11 protein-coding genes, 3 tRNA genes, 3 rRNA genes and 2 pseudogenes are annotated in these 18,934 nt (G+C 63.1%); 14 read left to right on the top strand and 5 right to left on the bottom strand.

Going from position 1 to position 18,934, the window contains the following annotated elements; all coding sequences use genetic code 11:
* Positions 1-143: 143 nt before the first annotated feature.
* The 12 genes and pseudogenes from sdhC to ACHMW8_RS06125 all read left to right on the top strand — a co-directional run bounded on the left by sdhC (position 144) and on the right by ACHMW8_RS06125 (position 11,495).
* Positions 144-551 carry a succinate dehydrogenase, cytochrome b556 subunit gene (gene sdhC, locus ACHMW8_RS06180; RefSeq protein ID WP_125159525.1) on the top strand — a complete coding sequence of 136 codons (408 nt, stop codon included), beginning with the start codon at positions 144-146 and terminating at the stop codon, positions 549-551.
* Positions 518-973: a succinate dehydrogenase, hydrophobic membrane anchor protein gene (gene sdhD, locus ACHMW8_RS06175; RefSeq protein ID WP_395445909.1), complete on the top strand. Its 456-nt coding sequence runs from the start codon at positions 518-520 to the stop codon at positions 971-973. Before sdhC ends, sdhD begins: the two co-directional genes overlap by 34 nt.
* Entirely contained in the window at positions 973-2,760 is a 1,788-nt protein-coding gene (gene sdhA / locus ACHMW8_RS06170) for a succinate dehydrogenase flavoprotein subunit (RefSeq protein WP_395445048.1), read from the top strand. Before sdhD ends, sdhA begins: the two co-directional genes overlap by 1 nt.
* Before the next feature lie 7 nt (positions 2,761-2,767).
* Complete coding sequence (locus ACHMW8_RS06165) at positions 2,768-3,550, top strand: succinate dehydrogenase iron-sulfur subunit (protein ID WP_395445047.1); 783 nt, start codon at positions 2,768-2,770, stop codon at positions 3,548-3,550.
* 206 nt (positions 3,551-3,756) lie between these two features.
* Positions 3,757-4,996 (top strand): annotated as a pseudogene (locus tag ACHMW8_RS06160) (NAD(P)/FAD-dependent oxidoreductase).
* A 43-nt stretch (positions 4,997-5,039) separates the two neighbouring features.
* Positions 5,040-5,361 (top strand): annotated as a pseudogene (locus ACHMW8_RS06155) (2Fe-2S iron-sulfur cluster-binding protein).
* An 814-nt stretch (positions 5,362-6,175) separates the two neighbouring features.
* Positions 6,176-7,659, top strand: a 16S ribosomal RNA gene (locus ACHMW8_RS06150).
* Positions 7,660-7,839: 180 nt separating this feature from the next.
* Positions 7,840-7,916 (top strand) — tRNA-Ile (locus ACHMW8_RS06145).
* Positions 7,917-7,981: 65 nt separating this feature from the next.
* Positions 7,982-8,057 (top strand) — tRNA-Ala (locus ACHMW8_RS06140).
* A gap of 290 nt (positions 8,058-8,347) precedes the next feature.
* Positions 8,348-11,137, top strand: a 23S ribosomal RNA gene (locus ACHMW8_RS06135).
* A 103-nt stretch (positions 11,138-11,240) separates the two neighbouring features.
* Positions 11,241-11,355: ribosomal RNA gene (gene rrf / locus ACHMW8_RS06130) — 5S ribosomal RNA — on the top strand.
* Together the 16S, 23S and 5S rRNA genes with 3 tRNA genes alongside form the textbook arrangement of a ribosomal RNA operon.
* 63 nt (positions 11,356-11,418) lie before the next feature.
* Positions 11,419-11,495 (top strand) — tRNA-Met (locus tag ACHMW8_RS06125).
* A gap of 57 nt (positions 11,496-11,552) precedes the next feature.
* On the opposite strand, the gene ACHMW8_RS06120 is transcribed toward ACHMW8_RS06125, so the two are convergent.
* Positions 11,553-13,577 carry a phytase gene (locus ACHMW8_RS06120; RefSeq protein WP_395445046.1) on the bottom strand — a complete coding sequence of 675 codons (2,025 nt, stop codon included), beginning with the start codon at positions 13,575-13,577 and terminating at the stop codon, positions 11,553-11,555.
* 114 nt (positions 13,578-13,691) lie between these two features.
* Positions 13,692-15,173 (bottom strand): CHAD domain-containing protein, encoded by a 1,482-nt coding sequence (locus ACHMW8_RS06115; protein ID WP_395445045.1) that lies wholly within the window; start codon positions 15,171-15,173, stop codon positions 13,692-13,694.
* 99 nt (positions 15,174-15,272) lie between these two features.
* Here ACHMW8_RS06115 and bioB point away from each other — a divergent pair, with 99 nt between their 5' ends.
* Positions 15,273-16,316 carry a biotin synthase BioB gene (bioB, locus tag ACHMW8_RS06110; RefSeq protein ID WP_395445044.1) on the top strand — a complete coding sequence of 348 codons (1,044 nt, stop codon included), beginning with the start codon at positions 15,273-15,275 and terminating at the stop codon, positions 16,314-16,316.
* Between the two features lie 3 nt (positions 16,317-16,319).
* Here the strand turns inward: bioB and ACHMW8_RS06105 are convergent, their stop codons facing one another.
* A complete protein-coding gene (locus tag ACHMW8_RS06105) occupies positions 16,320-16,586 on the bottom strand; it encodes a hypothetical protein (protein WP_395445043.1) in 267 nt (88 codons plus the stop codon).
* A gap of 910 nt (positions 16,587-17,496) precedes the next feature.
* On the opposite strand from ACHMW8_RS06105, the gene ACHMW8_RS06100 reads away from it, so the two are divergent.
* Complete coding sequence (locus ACHMW8_RS06100) at positions 17,497-18,021, top strand: hypothetical protein (RefSeq protein ID WP_395445042.1); 525 nt, start codon at positions 17,497-17,499, stop codon at positions 18,019-18,021.
* A gap of 167 nt (positions 18,022-18,188) precedes the next feature.
* Here ACHMW8_RS06100 and ACHMW8_RS06095 read toward each other — a convergent pair whose 3' ends face one another.
* Complete coding sequence (locus ACHMW8_RS06095) at positions 18,189-18,458, bottom strand: HPr family phosphocarrier protein (RefSeq protein WP_125154932.1); 270 nt, start codon at positions 18,456-18,458, stop codon at positions 18,189-18,191.
* A 3-nt stretch (positions 18,459-18,461) separates the two neighbouring features.
* Positions 18,462-18,869: a PTS sugar transporter subunit IIA gene (locus ACHMW8_RS06090; protein ID WP_125154933.1), complete on the bottom strand. Its 408-nt coding sequence runs from the start codon at positions 18,867-18,869 to the stop codon at positions 18,462-18,464.
* Positions 18,870-18,934 lie beyond the last annotated feature (65 nt).

Here is an 18,934-nt window from a genome sequence, read left to right as displayed (position 1 = left end):
GCAACCTTGGCCTTGGGAGTTCCTTAACCAACCCGGAGCGGTACTGAGAACGTTTCTCAACAGGCGTCGCTTTAATTGACACCCCCGCCCTCACGCTTAAAAGCATCCCGCAACGCACAAAGGCTACTGGGGTTGGACCTCTCATGACCGACACGAGCCGGGGGCTGCCTGAGCGCCCGATGTCGCCACACCTGCAGGTGTGGCGTTGGCATATCACCATGGCCTGCTCGATCCTCCACCGCGGCTGCATCGTCGGCCTGTGGGTCGGCGCCGTGATCCTGGCCGCCTGGGCCGCCGCCCTGGCCGCCGGCCCGGACGTCTATGCCGGCCTGCTCGGCGTGCTGGGCTCGCCGATCGGCAAGCTGGTGCTGCTGGGCGAGACCTTCGCCGTGTTCTTCAACATCGCCTACACGATCCGCCAGACCTTCTGGGACACCGGCAAGGGTTTCGCCCCGCGCATCGCCGACATGACGGGCGCCATGGCGATCGCCTTCGCGGTCGTGGCGACAATCGTCACCTGGGTCATCGCCGGCGCGAACGGAGCGTTCTGATCATGAGCAAGAACGACATCTTCCAGCCCATCCAGTTCCGCACGCCGTTGTCGCGCGCTCGCGGCATGGGCGCCTCGCGCCACGGCGTCAGCCACTTCATCACCGAGCGGGTCTCGGGTCTGGCCCTGGCGCCGCTGAGCATCTGGGGCGTGTTCGCCGCCCTGAAGCTGGTCGGCGCCGACCAGCACACCGCCGCCGCCTGGATCGGCCAGCCGGTCAACGCCGTGCTGCTGAGCCTGCTGCTGATCTCCGCCCTGATCCACCTCTCGAACGCGGTCCAGGTGGTGATCGAAGACTACATCCACCGCTTCACGAGCAAGTCGGCCCTGGTGATCGGCAATCTGTTCGTCTGCGTGCTGGCCGGCGCCGTGGGGGTCTTCTCGATCCTCAAGGTGGCCCTGACCGTGACCGGAGCCCATTGATGTCGGCCTACAAGTTCATCGACCACAAGTTCGACGTCGTCGTCGTCGGCGCCGGCGGTTCGGGTCTCCGCGCCGCCCTCGGCGCCGCACAGGCCGGTTTGAAGACCGCCTGCGTCACCAAGGTGTTCCCGACCCGCAGCCACACCGTGGCGGCGCAGGGCGGCATCTCGGCCTCGCTGGGCAACATGGGGCAGGACGACTGGCGTTGGCACATGTTCGACACCGTCAAGGGATCGGATTGGCTGGGCGACCAGGACGCCATCGAGTATCTGACCCGCAACGCGCCGGCGGCGGTCTATGAGCTTGAGCACTGGGGTGTGCCCTTCTCGCGCACGGCCGACGGCAAGATCTATCAGCGCGCCTTCGGCGGCATGACCAAGAACTACGGCGAAGGCCCGATCCAGCGCACCTGCGCGGCGGCCGACCGCACCGGTCACGCCATGCTGCACACGATGTACGGCCAGTCCCTGGCCCATGACACCGAGTTCTTCATCGAGTACTTCGCCCTCGACCTGATCATGGACGACGGCGTCTGCCGCGGCGTGACGGCGTGGAAGCTCGATGACGGCACCCTGCACCGCTTCCAGGCCCAGACGGTGATCCTGGCCACGGGCGGCTATGGCCGCGCCTACTTCTCGGCTACCTCGGCCCACACCTGCACGGGCGACGGCAACGCCATGGCGCTGCGCGCCGGCCTGCCGCTGCAGGACATGGAATTCGTGCAGTTCCACCCCACCGGCATCTACGGCGCCGGTTGCCTGATCACGGAAGGCGCGCGCGGCGAGGGCGGCTATCTGACCAATTCGGAAGGCGAGCGCTTCATGGAGCGCTACGCCCCGTCGGTGAAGGACCTCGCGCCGCGCGACATGGTCAGCCGCGCGATGACCATCGAGATCCGCGAGGGGCGCGGCGTGGGCCCGAACAAGGACCACATCTTCCTGCACCTGGATCACCTGGACCCAAAGATCCTGCACGAGCGTCTGCCTGGCATCTCCGAGACCGCCAAGGTCTTCGCCGGCGTCGACGTCACCAAGGCTCCGATCCCGGTGCTGCCGACCGTCCACTACAACATGGGCGGCATCCCGACGAACTATCATGGCGAGGTCGTCACCAAGTCGGGCGACAATCCCGACCAGGTGATCCCGGGCCTGATGGCCGTGGGCGAGGCCGCCTGCGTGTCTGTGCACGGCGCCAACCGCCTCGGCTCCAACTCGCTGATCGACCTGGTGGTCTTCGGCCGCGCCGCGGCTCTCCGCTGCGCCGAGGTCCTGACCCCGGGCGCCAAGCAACCGGAATTGAAGGACGCCTGGACCGACGGCCACCTGGCCCGTTTCGACCGCTTCCGCAACGCCTCGGGTTCGATCGGCACGGCCGAACTGCGTCTCGAAATGCAGAAGGCCATGCAGGAGGACGCCGCGGTGTTCCGCACCGGCGAAAGCCTGGTCAGCGGTGTCGAGCGTCTGGCCAAGGTCTGGGAGAAGAAGGCGGACATCAAGGTCAGCGATCGTGGTCTGGTGTGGAACACCGACCTGATGGAGACCCTGGAGTTTGACAACCTGATCGGTCAGGCGGTGGTCACGGTGAACGGAGCGGTCAACCGCACCGAAAGCCGCGGCGCCCACGCCCGCGAGGACTTCTCGAGCCGCGACGACGCCGAATGGATGAAGCACACCCTGGCCTGGCTCGATGCCGAGACCGGCAAGGTGAAGATCGATTACCGTCCGGTGCACAGCTACACGATGTCGGACGACATCGCCTACATCCCGCCGAAGCAACGGGTCTACTGAGGGTACGATGGTCGAACTCGCACTCCCCAAGAACTCGCAGGTCAAGTCGGGCAAGCACTGGCCCGCGCCGGCCGGCGCCAAGAAGGTCAAGACCTTCAAGATCTATCGCTACGACCCGGAAGCGGGCGGCAATCCGCGCTGGGACACCTACGACGTCGACGTCGACGCCGTGGGTCCGATGGTTCTGGACGCCCTGCTCTACATCAAGAACACTATCGACCCGACCCTGGCCTTCCGCCGGTCGTGCCGGGAAGGCGTCTGCGGCTCTTGCTCGATGAACATCGGCGGCCGCAACACCCTGGCCTGCACCCACGGCTGGGCCGAGGTGCCGGGCAAGGCCGTGCAGATCAGCCCGCTGCCGCACATGCCGGTGGTCAAGGACCTGATCCCGGACCTGACTCTGTTCTACGCCCAATACGCCTCGGTCGAGCCCTGGCTCCACACCGATACGCCCGAGCCGCAGACCGAATGGAAGCAGTCGCCGGAAGACCGCGAGAAGCTCGACGGCCTCTATGAATGCATCCTGTGCGCCTGCTGCTCTACCTCGTGCCCCAGCTACTGGTGGAACGGGGACAAGTATCTGGGCCCGGCGGCCCTGCTGCACGCCTATCGCTGGCTGATCGACAGCCGCGACGAGGCGACCGGCGACCGTCTCGACCAGCTCGAGGACCCCTTCAAGCTCTATCGTTGCCATACGATCATGAACTGCGCCCAGGTCTGCCCGAAGGGTCTGAACCCGGCCAAGGCCATCGCCGAAATCAAGAAGATGATGGTCGAGCGCGTCGTCTGACGGGCTCCTTGAGAAGACAAACGTGGGGCGGCTTCGGGAACCAGCCGCCCCATAGAGCCTGCATTAGCAGGCTCTATTTTGTATGGGGAGCGCGTCCGGGCGCGAAACCGCAGACACTTTCTCTGACGCGCTCTATATCCGCCTCTGTCGAAGGCGCTTGCCAATAGGTGACGCCGGCGTCATTTTTGACGAAAGGGAGGGCGTCGTTGAACGCTAACGTCAATCAGAACGCATGCGTCGTGATCGTCGGCGCGGGTCACGCGGGTGGTTCGGCCGCCGCGTTCCTGCGTCAGTATGGGCACGAGGGGCGGATCGTCCTGATCGGCGACGAGCCGCTGTTGCCCTATCAGCGCCCGCCGCTTTCGAAAGCCTGGCTGAAGGGCGAGGCCGACGCCGACTCGCTCTCGCTGAAGCCGGCCGAATGGTACGCGGAGAACAACGTGTCTCTGCGCCTCGAAGGCGTGGCCGAGCGGATCAACCGCTCCGAAAAGACGGTGACCCTCGCTTCGGGAGAGGTCATCACCTACGACTTCCTGATCCTGGCCACCGGCGCTCGCGCCCGTGAGCTGCCGATTCCGGGTTCTGACCTTGCCGGCGTCCTATCTCTGCGCACGGCCGCGGACGCCGAGCGACTCAAGCACGCCCTGGGGCCCGACAAACGCCTGGCCGTGATCGGCGGCGGCTATGTCGGTCTGGAGGCGGCCGCCTCGGCCCGGGCGCTGGGCAGCCACGCCATGGTTGTCGAGCGTGAAAACCGGGTCCTGGCGAGAGTCGCCTGCGAGACCCTGTCGCTCTTCTTCCAGGACTATCACAGCAAGCATGGCGTCGTGTTCGAGCTGAACGCCGGTGTCGCCGGCTTCGAGGGCGAGAATGGCCAAGTCACCGGCGTGAAGTTCTCGGATGGCCGCGTGGTCGCCTGCGATGTAGCCCTCGTCGGCGTCGGCGCGGTCCCCAATGACGAGCTGGCCAAGGATGCGGGCCTGGCGACGGCCAACGGCGTGGTCGTCGACCTGGAGGCGCGCACCGAGGACCCGTCGATCTTCGCGATTGGCGACGTCACCCATCGGCCGCTCCCGCTCTATGAGCGCCAGTTCCGCCTGGAGTCCGTCCCCAACGCCCTGGAGCAGGCCAAGCAGGCCGCTTCGGCGATTCTCGGACGTCCGGGTCCCGCGCCCGAGGCGCCGTGGTTCTGGTCCGACCAATATGATCTGAAGCTACAGATCGCCGGCCTGCCGTTCGAGGCCGACCGCCAGGTGGTGCGCGGCGATGTCGCCGCCGCCAAGTTCGCGGTCTTCCATCTGAAGGGCGACCTGCTGCAGGCCGTTCGAGGCGGTCAACGCGCCGCCCGAATTCATGGCGGGCAAGCAGCTGATCGCCAAACGCACGCCGGTGAGCGCCGACAAGCTCGCCGATACATCGGTGTCCATGAAAGAGGTGGCGGCTTAGGCCGCCCTGATAGAGACAGCCTTCCAGGGGTAACGGGAAACAGATGGCCAAGATCACCTACATCGAACACGACGGCGCCGAACATGTCCTGGACGTAAAGTCGGGCCTGACCGTCATGGAAGGCGCCGTGAAGAACAACGTGCCGGGCATCGACGCCGACTGCGGCGGGGCCTGCGCCTGCGCCACCTGCCACGTCTATGTCGACCCGGCCTGGCTCGATAAGACCGGCGACAAGTCGGCCATGGAAGAAGTCGATGCTGGATTTCGCCGAGAACGTCGAGCCCAACAGCCGGCTGTCTTGCCAGATCAAGGTAAGCGACGCGCTGGACGGACTGATCGTGCGGCTGCCGGAAAGCCAGCATTAATCACGGCGTCAAAAGAGCGACGTTATATTGTCGCGAGGGGCTTGCCAGTCGTCCGAGGGAGGACTAGATCACGCGCCTCGCTCGGAACGGCATCGCGACCGGACGACGCGACCCCCGAAAGGGAGTTGCATCGGTTCAGACGCTTCGCTAAACACCGCGCTCCAATCGACTCGATGACGGATCCGCAAGGGCGGCCACGGCGGCCCAGGGATCCTTCTTTTGTCTCTTCACTCCCCGGGTTTCCGGAGTTTGAAATAGCCGAAAAGAGTTGGTTGACTTCGGAGTGTCGCCTCTTTAGAAGCGCCGCTCCGGACATCGCCGCCAAGACTTCGCAAGAAATCAGCGGCGCGATGTTGGTCTAGACAAGTAATCGTTTTGAAGTTTCTTCGAAATAATTGCTTGACTGGATTTGGTGGTTTCTTTAGAAGCTGCCGGCTCCGCTGGTGACCTTGGGGTTGGTTGGCGGGTTTGTCGAAAAGTTTTGAAAAAAAACGATTTGACACGGAATTCGAGGTTCGCTAGATAGCCGCCTCCGCCGACACCGGGCGCTAAACGGTGGGGCCGCTGAGAGGCGGTTCGGGTCTTTGACATTGTTGATTTGGAAAGAGAAACGCAGGCGGCGGCGCTCTCGGCGGTTACCCTTCGAGGTAACCTTCGACGCTGACAAATGCGGTCTCTTGAAGACACCATTAATACGGTGGCTGGCCTTCGGGTTGGTCATTGTGTGATGGGAACTCGTCAAGAAACTATGCAAACCAGATACCTGATCCTGGGTTTTCCCCCCGGGATTGGAAGTCTGAAGTCAATGTCAACTCAACCTGAGAGTTTGATCCTGGCTCAGAGCGAACGCTGGCGGCAGGCCTAACACATGCAAGTCGAACGGATCCTTCGGGATTAGTGGCGGACGGGTGAGTAACACGTGGGAACGTGCCCTTTGGTTCGGAACAACTCAGGGAAACTTGAGCTAATACCGGATGTGCCCTTCGGGGGAAAGATTTATCGCCATTGGAGCGGCCCGCGTCTGATTAGCTAGTTGGTGGGGTAAAGGCCCACCAAGGCGACGATCAGTAGCTGGTCTGAGAGGATGATCAGCCACATTGGGACTGAGACACGGCCCAAACTCCTACGGGAGGCAGCAGTGGGGAATCTTGCGCAATGGGCGAAAGCCTGACGCAGCCATGCCGCGTGAATGATGAAGGTCTTAGGATTGTAAAATTCTTTCACCGGGGACGATAATGACGGTACCCGGAGAAGAAGCCCCGGCTAACTTCGTGCCAGCAGCCGCGGTAATACGAAGGGGGCTAGCGTTGCTCGGAATTACTGGGCGTAAAGGGAGCGTAGGCGGACTGTTTAGTCAGAGGTGAAAGCCCAGGGCTCAACCTTGGAATTGCCTTTGATACTGGCAGTCTTGAGTACGGAAGAGGTATGTGGAACTCCGAGTGTAGAGGTGAAATTCGTAGATATTCGGAAGAACACCAGTGGCGAAGGCGACATACTGGTCCGTTACTGACGCTGAGGCTCGAAAGCGTGGGGAGCAAACAGGATTAGATACCCTGGTAGTCCACGCCGTAAACGATGAGTGCTAGTTGTCGGCATGCATGCATGTCGGTGACGCAGCTAACGCATTAAGCACTCCGCCTGGGGAGTACGGTCGCAAGATTAAAACTCAAAGGAATTGACGGGGGCCCGCACAAGCGGTGGAGCATGTGGTTTAATTCGAAGCAACGCGCAGAACCTTACCACCTTTTGACATGCCCGGACCACCAGAGAGATCTGGCTTTCCCTTCGGGGACTGGGACACAGGTGCTGCATGGCTGTCGTCAGCTCGTGTCGTGAGATGTTGGGTTAAGTCCCGCAACGAGCGCAACCCTCGCGATTAGTTGCCATCAGGTTTGGCTGGGCACTCTAATCGTACTGCCGGAGTTAATCCGGAGGAAGGCGGGGATGACGTCAAGTCCTCATGGCCCTTACAAGGTGGGCTACACACGTGCTACAATGGCGACTACAGAGGGCTGCAATCCCGCGAGGGGGAGCCAATCCCTAAAAGTCGTCTCAGTTCGGATTGTTCTCTGCAACTCGAGAGCATGAAGTTGGAATCGCTAGTAATCGCGGATCAGCATGCCGCGGTGAATACGTTCCCGGGCCTTGTACACACCGCCCGTCACACCATGGGAGTTGGCTTTACCCGAAGGCGCTGCGCTAACCGCAAGGAGGCAGGCGACCACGGTAGGGTCAGCGACTGGGGTGAAGTCGTAACAAGGTAGCCGTAGGGGAACCTGCGGCTGGATCACCTCCTTTCTAAGGATGCTTCTCCAGCCTCTCACGAGGCTATTGAGGCTCCAATTAGTGCGCTAGACGCACACAAATGAGCGGATCGCCGCCGTCTTCGTTTCTCTTTCCACTTGTTTCGGACCGTTAGGTTCGGGACACGATCGCGAGCCCTGGAGCGGATCATCTGATCCGATCTGAGCGGCCTATGGGCCCGTAGCTCAGTTGGTTAGAGCGCACGCTTGATAAGCGTGAGGTCATAAGTTCAAGTCTTATCGGGCCTACCACTCTTTCCACATACGGACCGCAACCGACCAGCTCCCGCTGGGCAAGCAACTCACACCGAGTGTGAGGGGCCATAGCTCAGTTGGTAGAGCGCCTGCTTTGCAAGCAGGATGTCGTCGGTTCGAATCCGTCTGGCTCCACCATTTTTCCTCGCAATCCTCGCTACCGCTTCGCTGCTTGAGCGAGGCTAGCTGGTAGGGTTGGGAAAATCGCGATCGAGGAATGATCAAGTTTGCAGCGGCTTTCGAGCCGGTGCGAAATGACATTGTGAAGGCAGGGTTCCTCCGCCAACCGTAGCTCACCCCTGGGATACGGACCTGGTTTAAGGATGGACTTAAGAAGACATCATTGTCTGACTAAAGGTAGAGCTCATGCTCGAGACCTTCCCGCGTGACGCGGCTAGGTCTCAAAGCGCATGGGTTTTGCTGAGAACGATCAAGCGCATAAGGGCTTCTGACGGATGCCTTGGCATTGAGAGGCGATGAAGGACGTGGCACGCTGCGATAAGAGCCGGGGAGGCGCGAGCACCCTTTGATCCGGCTATCTCCGAATGGGGAAACCCACCTTTATGGTCACCCAACTTAGCTTCGCTTTCGGGCGGGGCCAGGATTGGTTGATCAGAAGAGGTATAATGACCTGAATACATAGGGTTCATTAAGCAAACCCGGGGAACTGAAACATCTCAGTACCCGGAGGAAAGGACATCAACCGAGACTCCCGTAGTAGTGGCGAGCGAACCGGGACCAGGCCAGTGCTGTCGTGACATAAAGCTGAATGTGCTGGGAAGCACAGCCATAGTGGGTGATAGCCCCGTAAGCGTCAAATAGCGACAGACTCGAGTAGGGCGGGACACGTGAAATCCTGTCTGAACATGGGGGGACCACCCTCCAAGCCTAAGTACTCCTCAATGACCGATAGCGAACAAGTACCGTGAGGGAAAGGTGAAAAGCACCCCGACAAGGGGAGTGAAACAGATCCTGAAATCGGAAGCCTACAAGCAGTCGGAGCCACCGCGCGTGGTGACGGCGTACCTTTTGTATAATGGGTCAGCGACTTCATGTGCCGTGCAAGCTTAAGCCGTTAGGTGTAGGCGCAGCGAAAGCGAGTCTGAATAGGGCGAATAAGTACGTCGCATGACGACCCGAAACCAGGTGATCTATCCATGAGCAGGTTGAAGGTAAGGTAACACTTACTGGAGGACCGAACCGGTGAATGTTGAAAAATTCTCGGATGACTTGTGGATAGGGGTGAAAGGCCAATCAAACCTGGACATAGCTGGTTCTCCGCGAAAACTATTTAGGTAGTGCCTCGGACGTATTCCTTGGGGGGTAGAGCACTGGATGGATGCGGGCGGCGCGAGCTGTACCAATTCTAACCAAACTCCGAATACCCAAGAGAACTATCCGGGAGACACACGGCGGGTGCTAACGTCCGTCGTGAAAAGGGAAACAACCCTAACCATCATCTAAGGCCCCCAAGTACTGGCTAAGTGGGAAACGATGTGGGTTTGCTTTGACAACCAGGATGTTGGCTTAGAAGCAGCCATCATTTAAAGAAAGCGTAACAGCTCACTGGTCAAGCGAACCTGCGCGGAAAATGTAACGGGGCTCAAGCCAGTCGCCGAAGGTATGGGTGTGCACTCTGTGCACGCGGTAGCGGAGCGTTCCGTAAGCCGATGAAGGTGAGGCGTGAGCCTTGCTGGAGGTATCGGAAGTGAGAATGCTGACATGAGTAGCGATAAAGAGGGTGAGAGACCCTCTCGCCGAAAGCCCAAGGGTTCCTGCGTAAAGCTAATCTGCGCAGGGTTAGTCGGCCCCTAAGGCGAGGCCGAAAGGCGTAGTCGATGGGAAATCAGGTGAATATTCCTGAACCAGTTGGAAGTGACGGATCTGGTAAATTGTCGGGGCTTATTGGATTGCTCCCGGCAGTGAACAGGTCCCTGGAAATAACTCCAACGGAGACCGTACCCGAAACCGACACAGGTGGGCAGGTAGAGTATACCAAGGCGCTTGAGAGAACTGTGCTGAAGGAACTCGGCAAATTGCACGCGTAACTTCGGGATAAGCGTGACTCTCTTTTGGGCAACCAGATGAGAGTGGCACAAGCCAGGGGGTAGCGACTGTTTATCAAAAACACAGGGCTCTGCGAAGCCGCAAGGCGACGTATAGGGTCTGACGCCTGCCCGGTGCCTGAAGGTTAAAAGGAGGGGTGCAAGCTCTGAATTGAAGCCCAGGTAAACGGCGGCCGTAACTATAACGGTCCTAAGGTAGCGAAATTCCTTGTCGGGTAAGTTCCGACCTGCACGAATGGCGTAACGACTTCCCCACTGTCTCCAGCACAGGCTCAGCGAAATTGAATTCCCCGTGAAGATGCGGGGTTCCCGCGGTCAGACGGAAAGACCCTATGAACCTTTACTGCAGCTTCGCCTTGGCGTTAGCAGCAACATGTGTAGGATAGGTGGGAGGCTATGAAACCGGGGCGCCAGTTCCGGCGGAGCCATCCTTGAAATACCACCCTTATTGTTGCTGACGTCTAACCGCGGCCCGTTATCCGGGTCCGGGACATGGCGTGGCGGGCAGTTTGACTGGGGCGGTCGCCTCCCAAAGTGTAACGGAGGCGCGCGATGGTGGGCTCAGACCGGTCGGAAATCGGTCGTCGAGTGCAATGGCATAAGCCCGCCTGACTGCGAGACTGACAAGTCGAGCAGAGACGAAAGTCGGCCATAGTGATCCGGTGGTCCTGCGTGGAAGGGCCATCGCTCAACGAATAAAAGGTACTCTAGGGATAACAGGCTGATTTTGCCCAAGAGTCCATATCGACGGCAAAGTTTGGCACCTCGATGTCGGCTCATCACATCCTGGGGCTGGAGCAGGTCCCAAGGGTTCGGCTGTTCGCCGATTAAAGTGGTACGTGAGCTGGGTTCAGAACGTCGTGAGACAGTTTGGTCCCTATCTGCCGTGGGTGTACGAGACTTGAGAGGATCTGTCCCTAGTACGAGAGGACCGGGATGGACACACCTCTGGTGGACCTGTCATGGCGCCAGCTGTGCAGCAGGGTAGCTAAGTGTGGAATAGATAACCGCTGAAAGCATCTAAGCGGGAAACTAACCTCAAAACAAGGTCTCGCTGAGAGCCGTGGAAGACCACCACGTTGATAGGCCGGGTGTGGAAGTGCGGCGACGCATGGAGCTTACCGGTACTAATAGCTCGATAGGCTTGATCGTTCTTCAGTCAAACCCATGCAATCGCATGGCTCTACTTCAGACACTGATGTCTTCTTCACAATCACTGCCCTCGAAAGAGGGCGGTCGATATCCTTTTCGCTGACCTGGTGGCTATGCCGGGGGTTCCCCACCCGATCCCATTCCGAACTCGGTCGTTAAGTCCCCCTGGGCCAATGGTACTTCGTCTCAAGGCGCGGGAGAGTAGGTCGCCGCCAGGTCCGCCAAAAGGATATCAACCAAACCAAGTCCAAACCCTGCCACACAATCTCACAACACCCTGACGCGGGGTGGAGCAGCCCGGTAGCTCGTCAGGCTCATAACCTGAAGGTCACAGGTTCAAATCCTGTCCCCGCACCCAAGGGTCTTTCGTAAAACAGCCGCCTTCGGGCGGCTTTTTTCGTCTCTCGCCATCGCCTCACTCGAGTTTCAGCTTCGCCGCGATCGCCGACCACGGCACGAGCTTGAAGTTCTGGTGCTCGGGCGGCGAGATATTGCGGCCATCCTGGGCGACGAAGGCGCCGGCCTCCAGGCCCGCACCGAGCGAGGCGCTGGTCACGTCCAGGCCGTCGGTCTCGGAGATTCCATCGACGCCGTTGTCGCCGTTGGCGGTGACCGCGAAACTGCCGACGTAGGCGTTGTCGCCCTCGCGACGGAACACCGCATAGCTGTTATTGCCCTGGCTGGAGATGACCAGATAGCCCTTGCCATTGGGCTGGGCGTAGAGGCCGACGCCTTCCAGATCGTCCTTCAGCGCGGGATTGTCGGCGACACGGGCGACGGCCTTGCGGGCCTGGCCAGCCTTGGCGTCGGCGCCCAGCTTCCACAACGCGGCATCTTCCTCCGCGACATAGAGCGCGCCGGTCTCGTCGTCGGCGACGCAGCCTTCCGTCTGGGTGTCGAACTTGAGGTCGCGCACGGCCTTGGCGGCGACCTTGCCTTTGGCGGTGGCGGTCAGGCTGTACTGCCGGACCAAGCCGTCGGGGTCGCTGATGAACGCGAAGATCCCGCCCTTGCGGTCGCGATATAGACACAGACCATAAGGATCCGAGAGGCCGCTGGCCTGGACGCCATCGGCCACACTGGTCAGCAGGCGGGTTTCCGGATCGATCGTGTAAAGACCAATGGCCTTGCGGGTCCGATCGCTGGCCGCGACCAGGGTCACGGTCTTGCCGCCCAGCTTGAAGCCGCCGCGCAGGTCGACATTGTTCATCTTGCCGTCGGCCAGGTACTGCAGCCGCTTGCCCGACAGGTCATAGACCAGCAGGCCGCCCTTCTTGTCGGTGGCGATGATCGCGCTGCGGGCCGGATCGGTCGGGTGGACCCAGATGGCCGGATCGTCGGCGGCGTCGCCGTCATGGCCGACCGGCTCGGTCTCCATGGTCGCCTGGACGAGCACGGTCTTGCTGGGTTCGACCGTCGGCGCGTCCTGGCCGAGCGAGAGGTTCAGCGCCGAGGCGATATCCCGCCACGACAGGATCTTGCTGCTGGCGCCCGCGTTGCGGTCGTCGGCGATCAGCAGCGCGCCGGCCGGCAGGCTGGGGCCGACGGGCGCGCGGATCCCGAACAGGCCCGACGGCCCCTCGATCGCCGCCCCGCCGTTCGCCTGGACCCTGAAGGCGCCGACGAAACGGTCGCCCGCGCTCCGGTCATAGACGTTGTAGTCGCCGGCGTCGGCATTGGCGGCGACCAGATAGTCCGCGCCCTTGCCGCCGTTGATCACCGCCAGGCCGCCGACCTCGCCGGCGATGTGGCCGAGGCGATTGATGTCGACGATGACCGGAACTGGCTCGGCCTCGGGATCGGCGTCGTAGCGCCAGACGCCGACGGCCTTCTGGGCGACATAGAGCGCGCCGCTGGCGTCGTCGGCGACGCAGAACTTGGCTTCGGACGACAGACGCAGGGTGCGGACCACGCGGCCGTCGAGCTTGCCGTCGGCCGAGGGGTAGAGCAGCCACTGATCGAGCTGCCCCTCGCGGCCCATGACGAAGGCGTAGAGCGCGCCGTCGCGGACGCTGCGATGCAGGCAGATCCCCTCCCCGGAATAGCCCAGCAACAGCGGGCGGGCGTCGATCGCGGCGGTCCCGCCGCTGGCGTGGTCGCGGCCGAACAGCCGCAGGCGGCCGGCCTGGCGGTCCAGAACGGCCAGCAGAGCGCGCGGGCCATCGTCGCGGGTGTCGACCGCATAGACTTCGCCGCCCGGGATGGCGGCGATGCGCTGGCCATCCAGGCCGTAGAGCTCGAGACCGCCCAGCTTGGCGCTGGCGGCGATCACGCCGCGCGCCGGGTCCTTCGGATCGCGCAGCAAGGCCACGCCGTTCGCGCCGCCTTGCGCGGTCGGGACGGTGGCGCCGACCACGCCCACAGTCGGCGTGGTCTGAGCCAGGGCCGGCGTCGCGGTCATCAGGGCCAGCAGACTGGCGGTGAGTCTCAGGCGGTTCATGGCTTGGGCCCCTCGTGCTCGGCGGCCCGCTCCCGCGCCCCCCGTTTCGTCCGCATACCGCGTGTCGATGACAACCGCGTGAGAACGGGTCGTGGGATCGGCTTCGCGTTCACCTCACCAGAACGGCTTGGCTTCCAGCAGCGCCTTCAGCGCCTTGCGCGCCGCGTCCACGAGGTCGTCCTCGTCGTCGGCCAGGGCCACGCGCGCGACGTCCCGAGCCTGACCGGCGTCGCCCTGGGCCACCGTCTCGACCAGGGTCTTGCGGACGCTGCGATCGTTGAGGGCGCCCAGCGTGTCCTGCACCGCCCGCGAGGCCTCCAGGAACCGTTCGACTCGATGGGGATGGTCCGGGAACAGGGGGGCGAGATCCTCGGCCGCGTAGCGCAGGGTCTTGCCCTTCAGCCGCAGGCGATGCCGCGCCTGGGCGTCGAGGTCGTCGAAATGCTTGGCGCGGGTCCTGACCTGCTTGAGGCGGTGATCCAGCACCCCCGCGGCGAAGGCGTCGGCGCGGCCGTCGCGCACATCGGCCAGGTCCGGATCGCGCGTCCAGGCGCCGGTCTCGAGCCAGGCCGCGGCCTCCAGCAGGACTTCCCGCGCCCGGGTGCTGGCCACCGCCGCCTCCATCCGCAGATAGGCGCTGGCGCGGGCGGCGTTCAGGGCGCGTTCGAAATCGTCGCGACCGTTGAAGTGAGCCCGGCGGCCGTCCTGGTCCCAGACATCGCCGATGAAGACGTCCAGATCGCGCGCCGTGTCGAACTCGGCCGCCAGCCAGTGCAGGCCTTCGTCGAGCATTTGAGCGGCGGAGTCCCGGGCCAGCGGCTTGAAGATCTTCAGCAGCGCCCGCAGCCGGCGGGTGGCGACGCGGGCCTGGTGCACGCCCTCGGGCTCCGGCCGCTCGCGCAGTGATTCCAGCGCCGAACAGAGATGGGCCAGATCCGCATGGCCCAAGGCCTGCAGCGTCTCGCCGACGGTGGCGTGGCGGTCCAGCGTCGCGGTCTGCCGGCGAGGCGAGCCGCCCTCGTTCCCGGCGGCCAGGCCGTAGCCGCGCTCGGCCTTGCTGACCAGCGACAGCCGCAGGGGCGCATGGCGGGCGACGTCGCGGGCCAGGTCGAACAAGGCGCTGGCCGGGCCGCTCTTCAATTCCAGTTCCAGCTCGCAGACCGGGGCCTTTCGACCGCCGGCGAGGAGTTCGCCCTGGTCGAGGGCCGCCTCGATCGTCGCGCCGCCCACCTCGACCAGCCGTACGGTGCGCTGGACGCGGGTGGTGAACACCGGCGCCAGGGTCTGGCCCGCCAGCATGGCCGCGGCCGGGGTGCGGGACAGGGCGTCGGGGTCGGGATCGGGACCGGCGATCTGCTCTTCCCATTCGCCGCGCGAGAACACGCCGCCGGCCGAGGCCGATTTCAGGGTCTGCTTGCGGCCGCCCTCGCCGTCGCGAACCCGCAGGCCGAAGCCCGCCTTGCGCAGGATATGGCCGGGGGTGTCGAAATAGGTGGCGTCCAGCTGGCGCACCGCGCCCTCGCCCTTCAACTGGGCCAGGGTTTCGGCCGCTGCTTCGGGCGGGATCAGGAATTTCAGCTCGATCTCGCGATCCATGACCTGACCAACTCCCGGGGGGCCCTTCCGCTCCCTTAGCGCTATGCCGCCTCGCCGACGTCTTGCCAAGCGTCATGGAGCGGTTCAAACGTGCGCGCCATGAGTAAGATCAACGCTTCGCCCGTCTCACCTGTGGCTCGTCACGACTGGACCCTCGCCGAGGTGGAGGCGCTGTTCGAACGGCCCTTCATGGAGCTGGTGTTTGACGCCGCGAGCGTGCACCGCGCGCATTTCGATCCCTCCGAGATGCAGCTGTCGCAGTTGCTGTCGGTCAAGACCGGCGGCTGCGCCGAGAACTGCGGCTATTGCAGCCAGTCGGCCCACTTCAAGACCGGGCTCAAGGCCGAGAAGCTGATGGCCGCCGACGACGTGGTGGCCAAGGCCCGCGCCGCCCGCGACGGCGGCGCCCAGCGCTTCTGCATGGGCGCGGCCTGGCGCGAGCTGAAGGATCGGGATCTGCCCAAGCTGACCGAAATGATCGGCGAGGTGAAGGCGCTGGGCCTGGAGACCTGCGCCACCCTGGGCATGCTGACCGCCGACCAGGCCAAGGCCCTGAAGGACGCGGGCCTCGACTACTACAATCACAACCTCGACACCGGTCCGGACTACTACAAGGACGTCGTCACCACGCGCACCTATCAGGAGCGCCTCGACACCCTGGCCCACGTCCGCGACGCCGGCATGAGCACCTGCTGCGGCGGCATCGTCGGCATGGGCGAGCGCCGTCGCGACCGCGCCGGCCTGCTGCACCAGCTGGCCACCCTGCCGGCCCATCCCGACAGCCTGCCGATCAATGGCCTGGTGCCGGTCAGCGGCACGCCGCTGGGCGACAAGGTGCTCGCCGAGGGCAAGGCGATCGACGCCATCGAGTTCGTCCGCACCATCGCCGTCGCCCGCATCGTCTGCCCGAAATCCATGGTCCGCCTGTCGGCCGGCCGCGAGGGCATGAGCCGCGAACTGCAGGCCCTGTGCTTCCTGGCCGGCGCCAACTCGATCTTCGTCGGCGGCAAGCTGCTGACCACGCCGCTGCCGGGCCAGGACGAGGACAGCCAGCTGTTCCAGGACCTGGACCTGCGCCCGATGGGCGGCGCGGTGCGGGTCGAGGCGCATCACCACGATCACGAGATCGTCGCGGCCGAGTAGGCCTTAGCCACGCGGATTCAGCAGGATATCGCGGCGCTGGGCCTCGAGCTCACGCCGCGTCTCGGCTGCGTCCGCGAGGTATCCGGCCAGGATGTGGGGCGGATAGTCCCGGGTCATCGCGCGCATGTCATGCTCGGCCTCGTCCAGGATCGTCGTCACCCTGTCGATCAGCTCCAGCCAGATGTCGTCGCTCTTCCGAAGGCGACGCTTGCGATGGCGTCCCTTGCCGAACATGCGCGTGTGACGGGCGTGGATCAGGGATTGGGTCATTCTCTCTCCTGCTCCCATCCAGGGGGAAGGAACGTGTTTCAGCATCCTCGCGCCTGAGCGGCTGCGAGTTTGGGTGGGGAGGCGACGGAGCGGCCGGGCGAACCCGGAGACCGTAGGGTTTGTTTTTGTTTCGGCTCGGACGACCGCTCCGCCAGGCTGTTCTTGCCCGTGAGGTCGGGAGGCGTGAGCGTTGTCTGCTCGGGTCCCCGTTTACCCCCGGACGGGCGCGGATCAAGTCGATCGGCTACATCCGTCTCGACCCCGACGATCCACGATAGGCGGCTTATACGATCACCGCCCTGTCGATCCGCTGTCGGCTTTGATCCCGGAAACTACCCGTTCGCCGACCGATCCGCCTGAAGAGTACGGACGGGGCGACTTTCGAATCTCCAGGAACCGCCAGCGGCCCCGCTCAACCTACCCCCGCCGCCGTATTGGGCCGGATCCAAACGCCCTCCCCCGCGACGGGGATGCATTGATTATCGCGGCGGATTCAACGCGGATCATTCAGCGGCGTGAAAAATCGACAAGTCTTTGATTTCGTGAGGTTCGGCGCCGCGAACGCCGGGGATACAGCGCCCTCGCCGCCGCCCGACCCCCGAGGTCGGAGCCATCCTTACATCTCACGGCGAGACGATCGCAGGGCTGTCCAGGTCACTCAAGGACCGCCCTCCGGGCGGCCGCGCGCGGCGGCGAAGCCGTCCTTGACTGACCTGGACAGCCCTGCACGCTGCAGCCTCCAAGAGATTTAAGGATCGCACCGACCAAGGTCGGCTTTCGCCCCATAGCGGACCCTGCAAGCTCCTTTTGGTTCCGATGATTTCGGAGTTGCCGCGTGCTGCTGACGCGGTAAAAATTGCACCGCTTCTCGATCTGAACGAGAGGTTGTGACCGTATCGGGGGCGGGACATTGAAAAAACTCGGACTTATCGCAGCGCTCGGTGCGGCCGTGATGGCGCTGGCGCAACCTGCGAACGCCCAGGATCATATGGGCAAGACAATTTGGACAAACCTAAACTTCGGTATGAGTCCTGCAGAAGTTTTGGCCCTGCAGCCGACAGCGACAAAACCGAAGAAACCCCCAGTGCTGGGTGATGAGGTTTGCTCTCTGGAAATTGAAGACTACAGGGTTATCTCCTTTGGCTTCCATGTCTGTTTCTATTTTGCCAATAATAAACTCAACAGAGTTTGGCTGGAGCGCAAAACGTCAACTAACGACGATTTCGTCAGCATTCGCAATCAGCTGCGGACCAAGTACGGCCCCGAGACAGAGTCCAAGGGAGGCAGCTCGCCGCTGGACTTACAAATGGCCAGGTGGCATCCAGAGACGAACACCGTCAGCCTTCTGTTGACCAAGAGCATGTGGGACCCTCGGTTCGGCACGATTATCTGGGTCTATCGCGAGCCATCTGCCCCGGAGAACGACAAGCTCTAGAGAATACTTAGCTCCAACCCGCGCGCGAGCTGCGCTTTGGGTCGAAAGCGGTCGCTGAGAAATTGTCCGGGACTGTAGTTGGCCTATCAGCCTTCCCGCGCCGGTTTCAATGGCCGCCTTCCCACCCTTAGCGGTCGTCCCGCCCGCCTCACGGCAGGCCCGCGCCGCTATCGCTCCTCGTCGAACCGGTTGGCCACCAGCTCGCACAGCGCTTCCACCGCCGAAGCGGCCTCGGGGCCTTCCGCGCTGATGTCGATGGTCGAGCCGATGCCGGCGGCCAGCATCATCAGGCCCATGATGGACCGGGCGTCGACGGAGGCGCCGTCGCGGCTGACGGTCACTTCGGCGTCGAAGCTGGACGCCATCTTCACGAACTTGGCCGAGGCGCGCGCGTGCAGGCCGCGCTCGTTGACGATCTCGACCGTGCGTGAAGCCATGCCCTACTTTTCCCCCGCGAGCACGTAGGAGGCCACGGAGATGTACTTGCGTCCAGCCTCCTGAGCGTGGGCGACGCAGGCCTGCAGGGTTTCGCGCTGGCGTACGCTGGCCAGCTTGATCAGCATGGGCAGGTTCAGGCCGGCGATGACCTCGGCCTTGGTCTGCTCCATGACCGAGATGGCCAGGTTGCTGGGCGTGCCGCCGAACATGTCGGTCAGCAGGATGACGCCGTCGCCGTCGGTGTCGACCTCGGCGCAGGCCTTCAGAATGTCGGAACGGCGGCGTTCCATGTCGTCCTCGGGGCCGATGCAGATCGCCTTCACGGCGGCCTGCGGCCCGACCACATGTTCCATGGCGGAGATGAACTCTTCCGCCAGACGCCCGTGCGTCACGATCACGAGCCCGATCATGCCTTGTATCTCAACAGGGATCCCCATTCCCGTGGCGACGGGGAGAACGTCGCGCGGGCGGCCTT

The organism is Caulobacter sp. UC70_42, from assembly GCF_044056025.1.
Lineage (GTDB): Bacteria > Pseudomonadota > Alphaproteobacteria > Caulobacterales > Caulobacteraceae > Caulobacter.
This window is presented reverse-complemented; position numbering and strand designations above follow the sequence as displayed.

Excerpts from the sequence above, each read along its gene's own strand:
- sdhC (WP_125159525.1), top strand. The coding sequence starts at position 144 with ATGACCGACACGAGCCGGGGGCTGCCTGAGCGCCCGATGTCGCCACAC.
- sdhA (WP_395445048.1), top strand. The coding sequence starts at position 973 with ATGTCGGCCTACAAGTTCATCGACCACAAGTTCGACGTCGTCGTCGTC.
- ACHMW8_RS06165 (WP_395445047.1), top strand. The coding sequence starts at position 2,768 with ATGGTCGAACTCGCACTCCCCAAGAACTCGCAGGTCAAGTCGGGCAAG.
- ACHMW8_RS06120 (WP_395445046.1), bottom strand. The coding sequence starts at position 13,577 with ATGAACCGCCTGAGACTCACCGCCAGTCTGCTGGCCCTGATGACCGCG.
- ACHMW8_RS06115 (WP_395445045.1), bottom strand. The coding sequence starts at position 15,173 with ATGGATCGCGAGATCGAGCTGAAATTCCTGATCCCGCCCGAAGCAGCG.
- bioB (WP_395445044.1), top strand. The coding sequence starts at position 15,273 with ATGAGTAAGATCAACGCTTCGCCCGTCTCACCTGTGGCTCGTCACGAC.
- ACHMW8_RS06105 (WP_395445043.1), bottom strand. The coding sequence starts at position 16,586 with ATGACCCAATCCCTGATCCACGCCCGTCACACGCGCATGTTCGGCAAG.
- ACHMW8_RS06095 (WP_125154932.1), bottom strand. The coding sequence starts at position 18,458 with ATGGCTTCACGCACGGTCGAGATCGTCAACGAGCGCGGCCTGCACGCG.
- ACHMW8_RS06090 (WP_125154933.1), bottom strand. The coding sequence starts at position 18,869 with ATGATCGGGCTCGTGATCGTGACGCACGGGCGTCTGGCGGAAGAGTTC.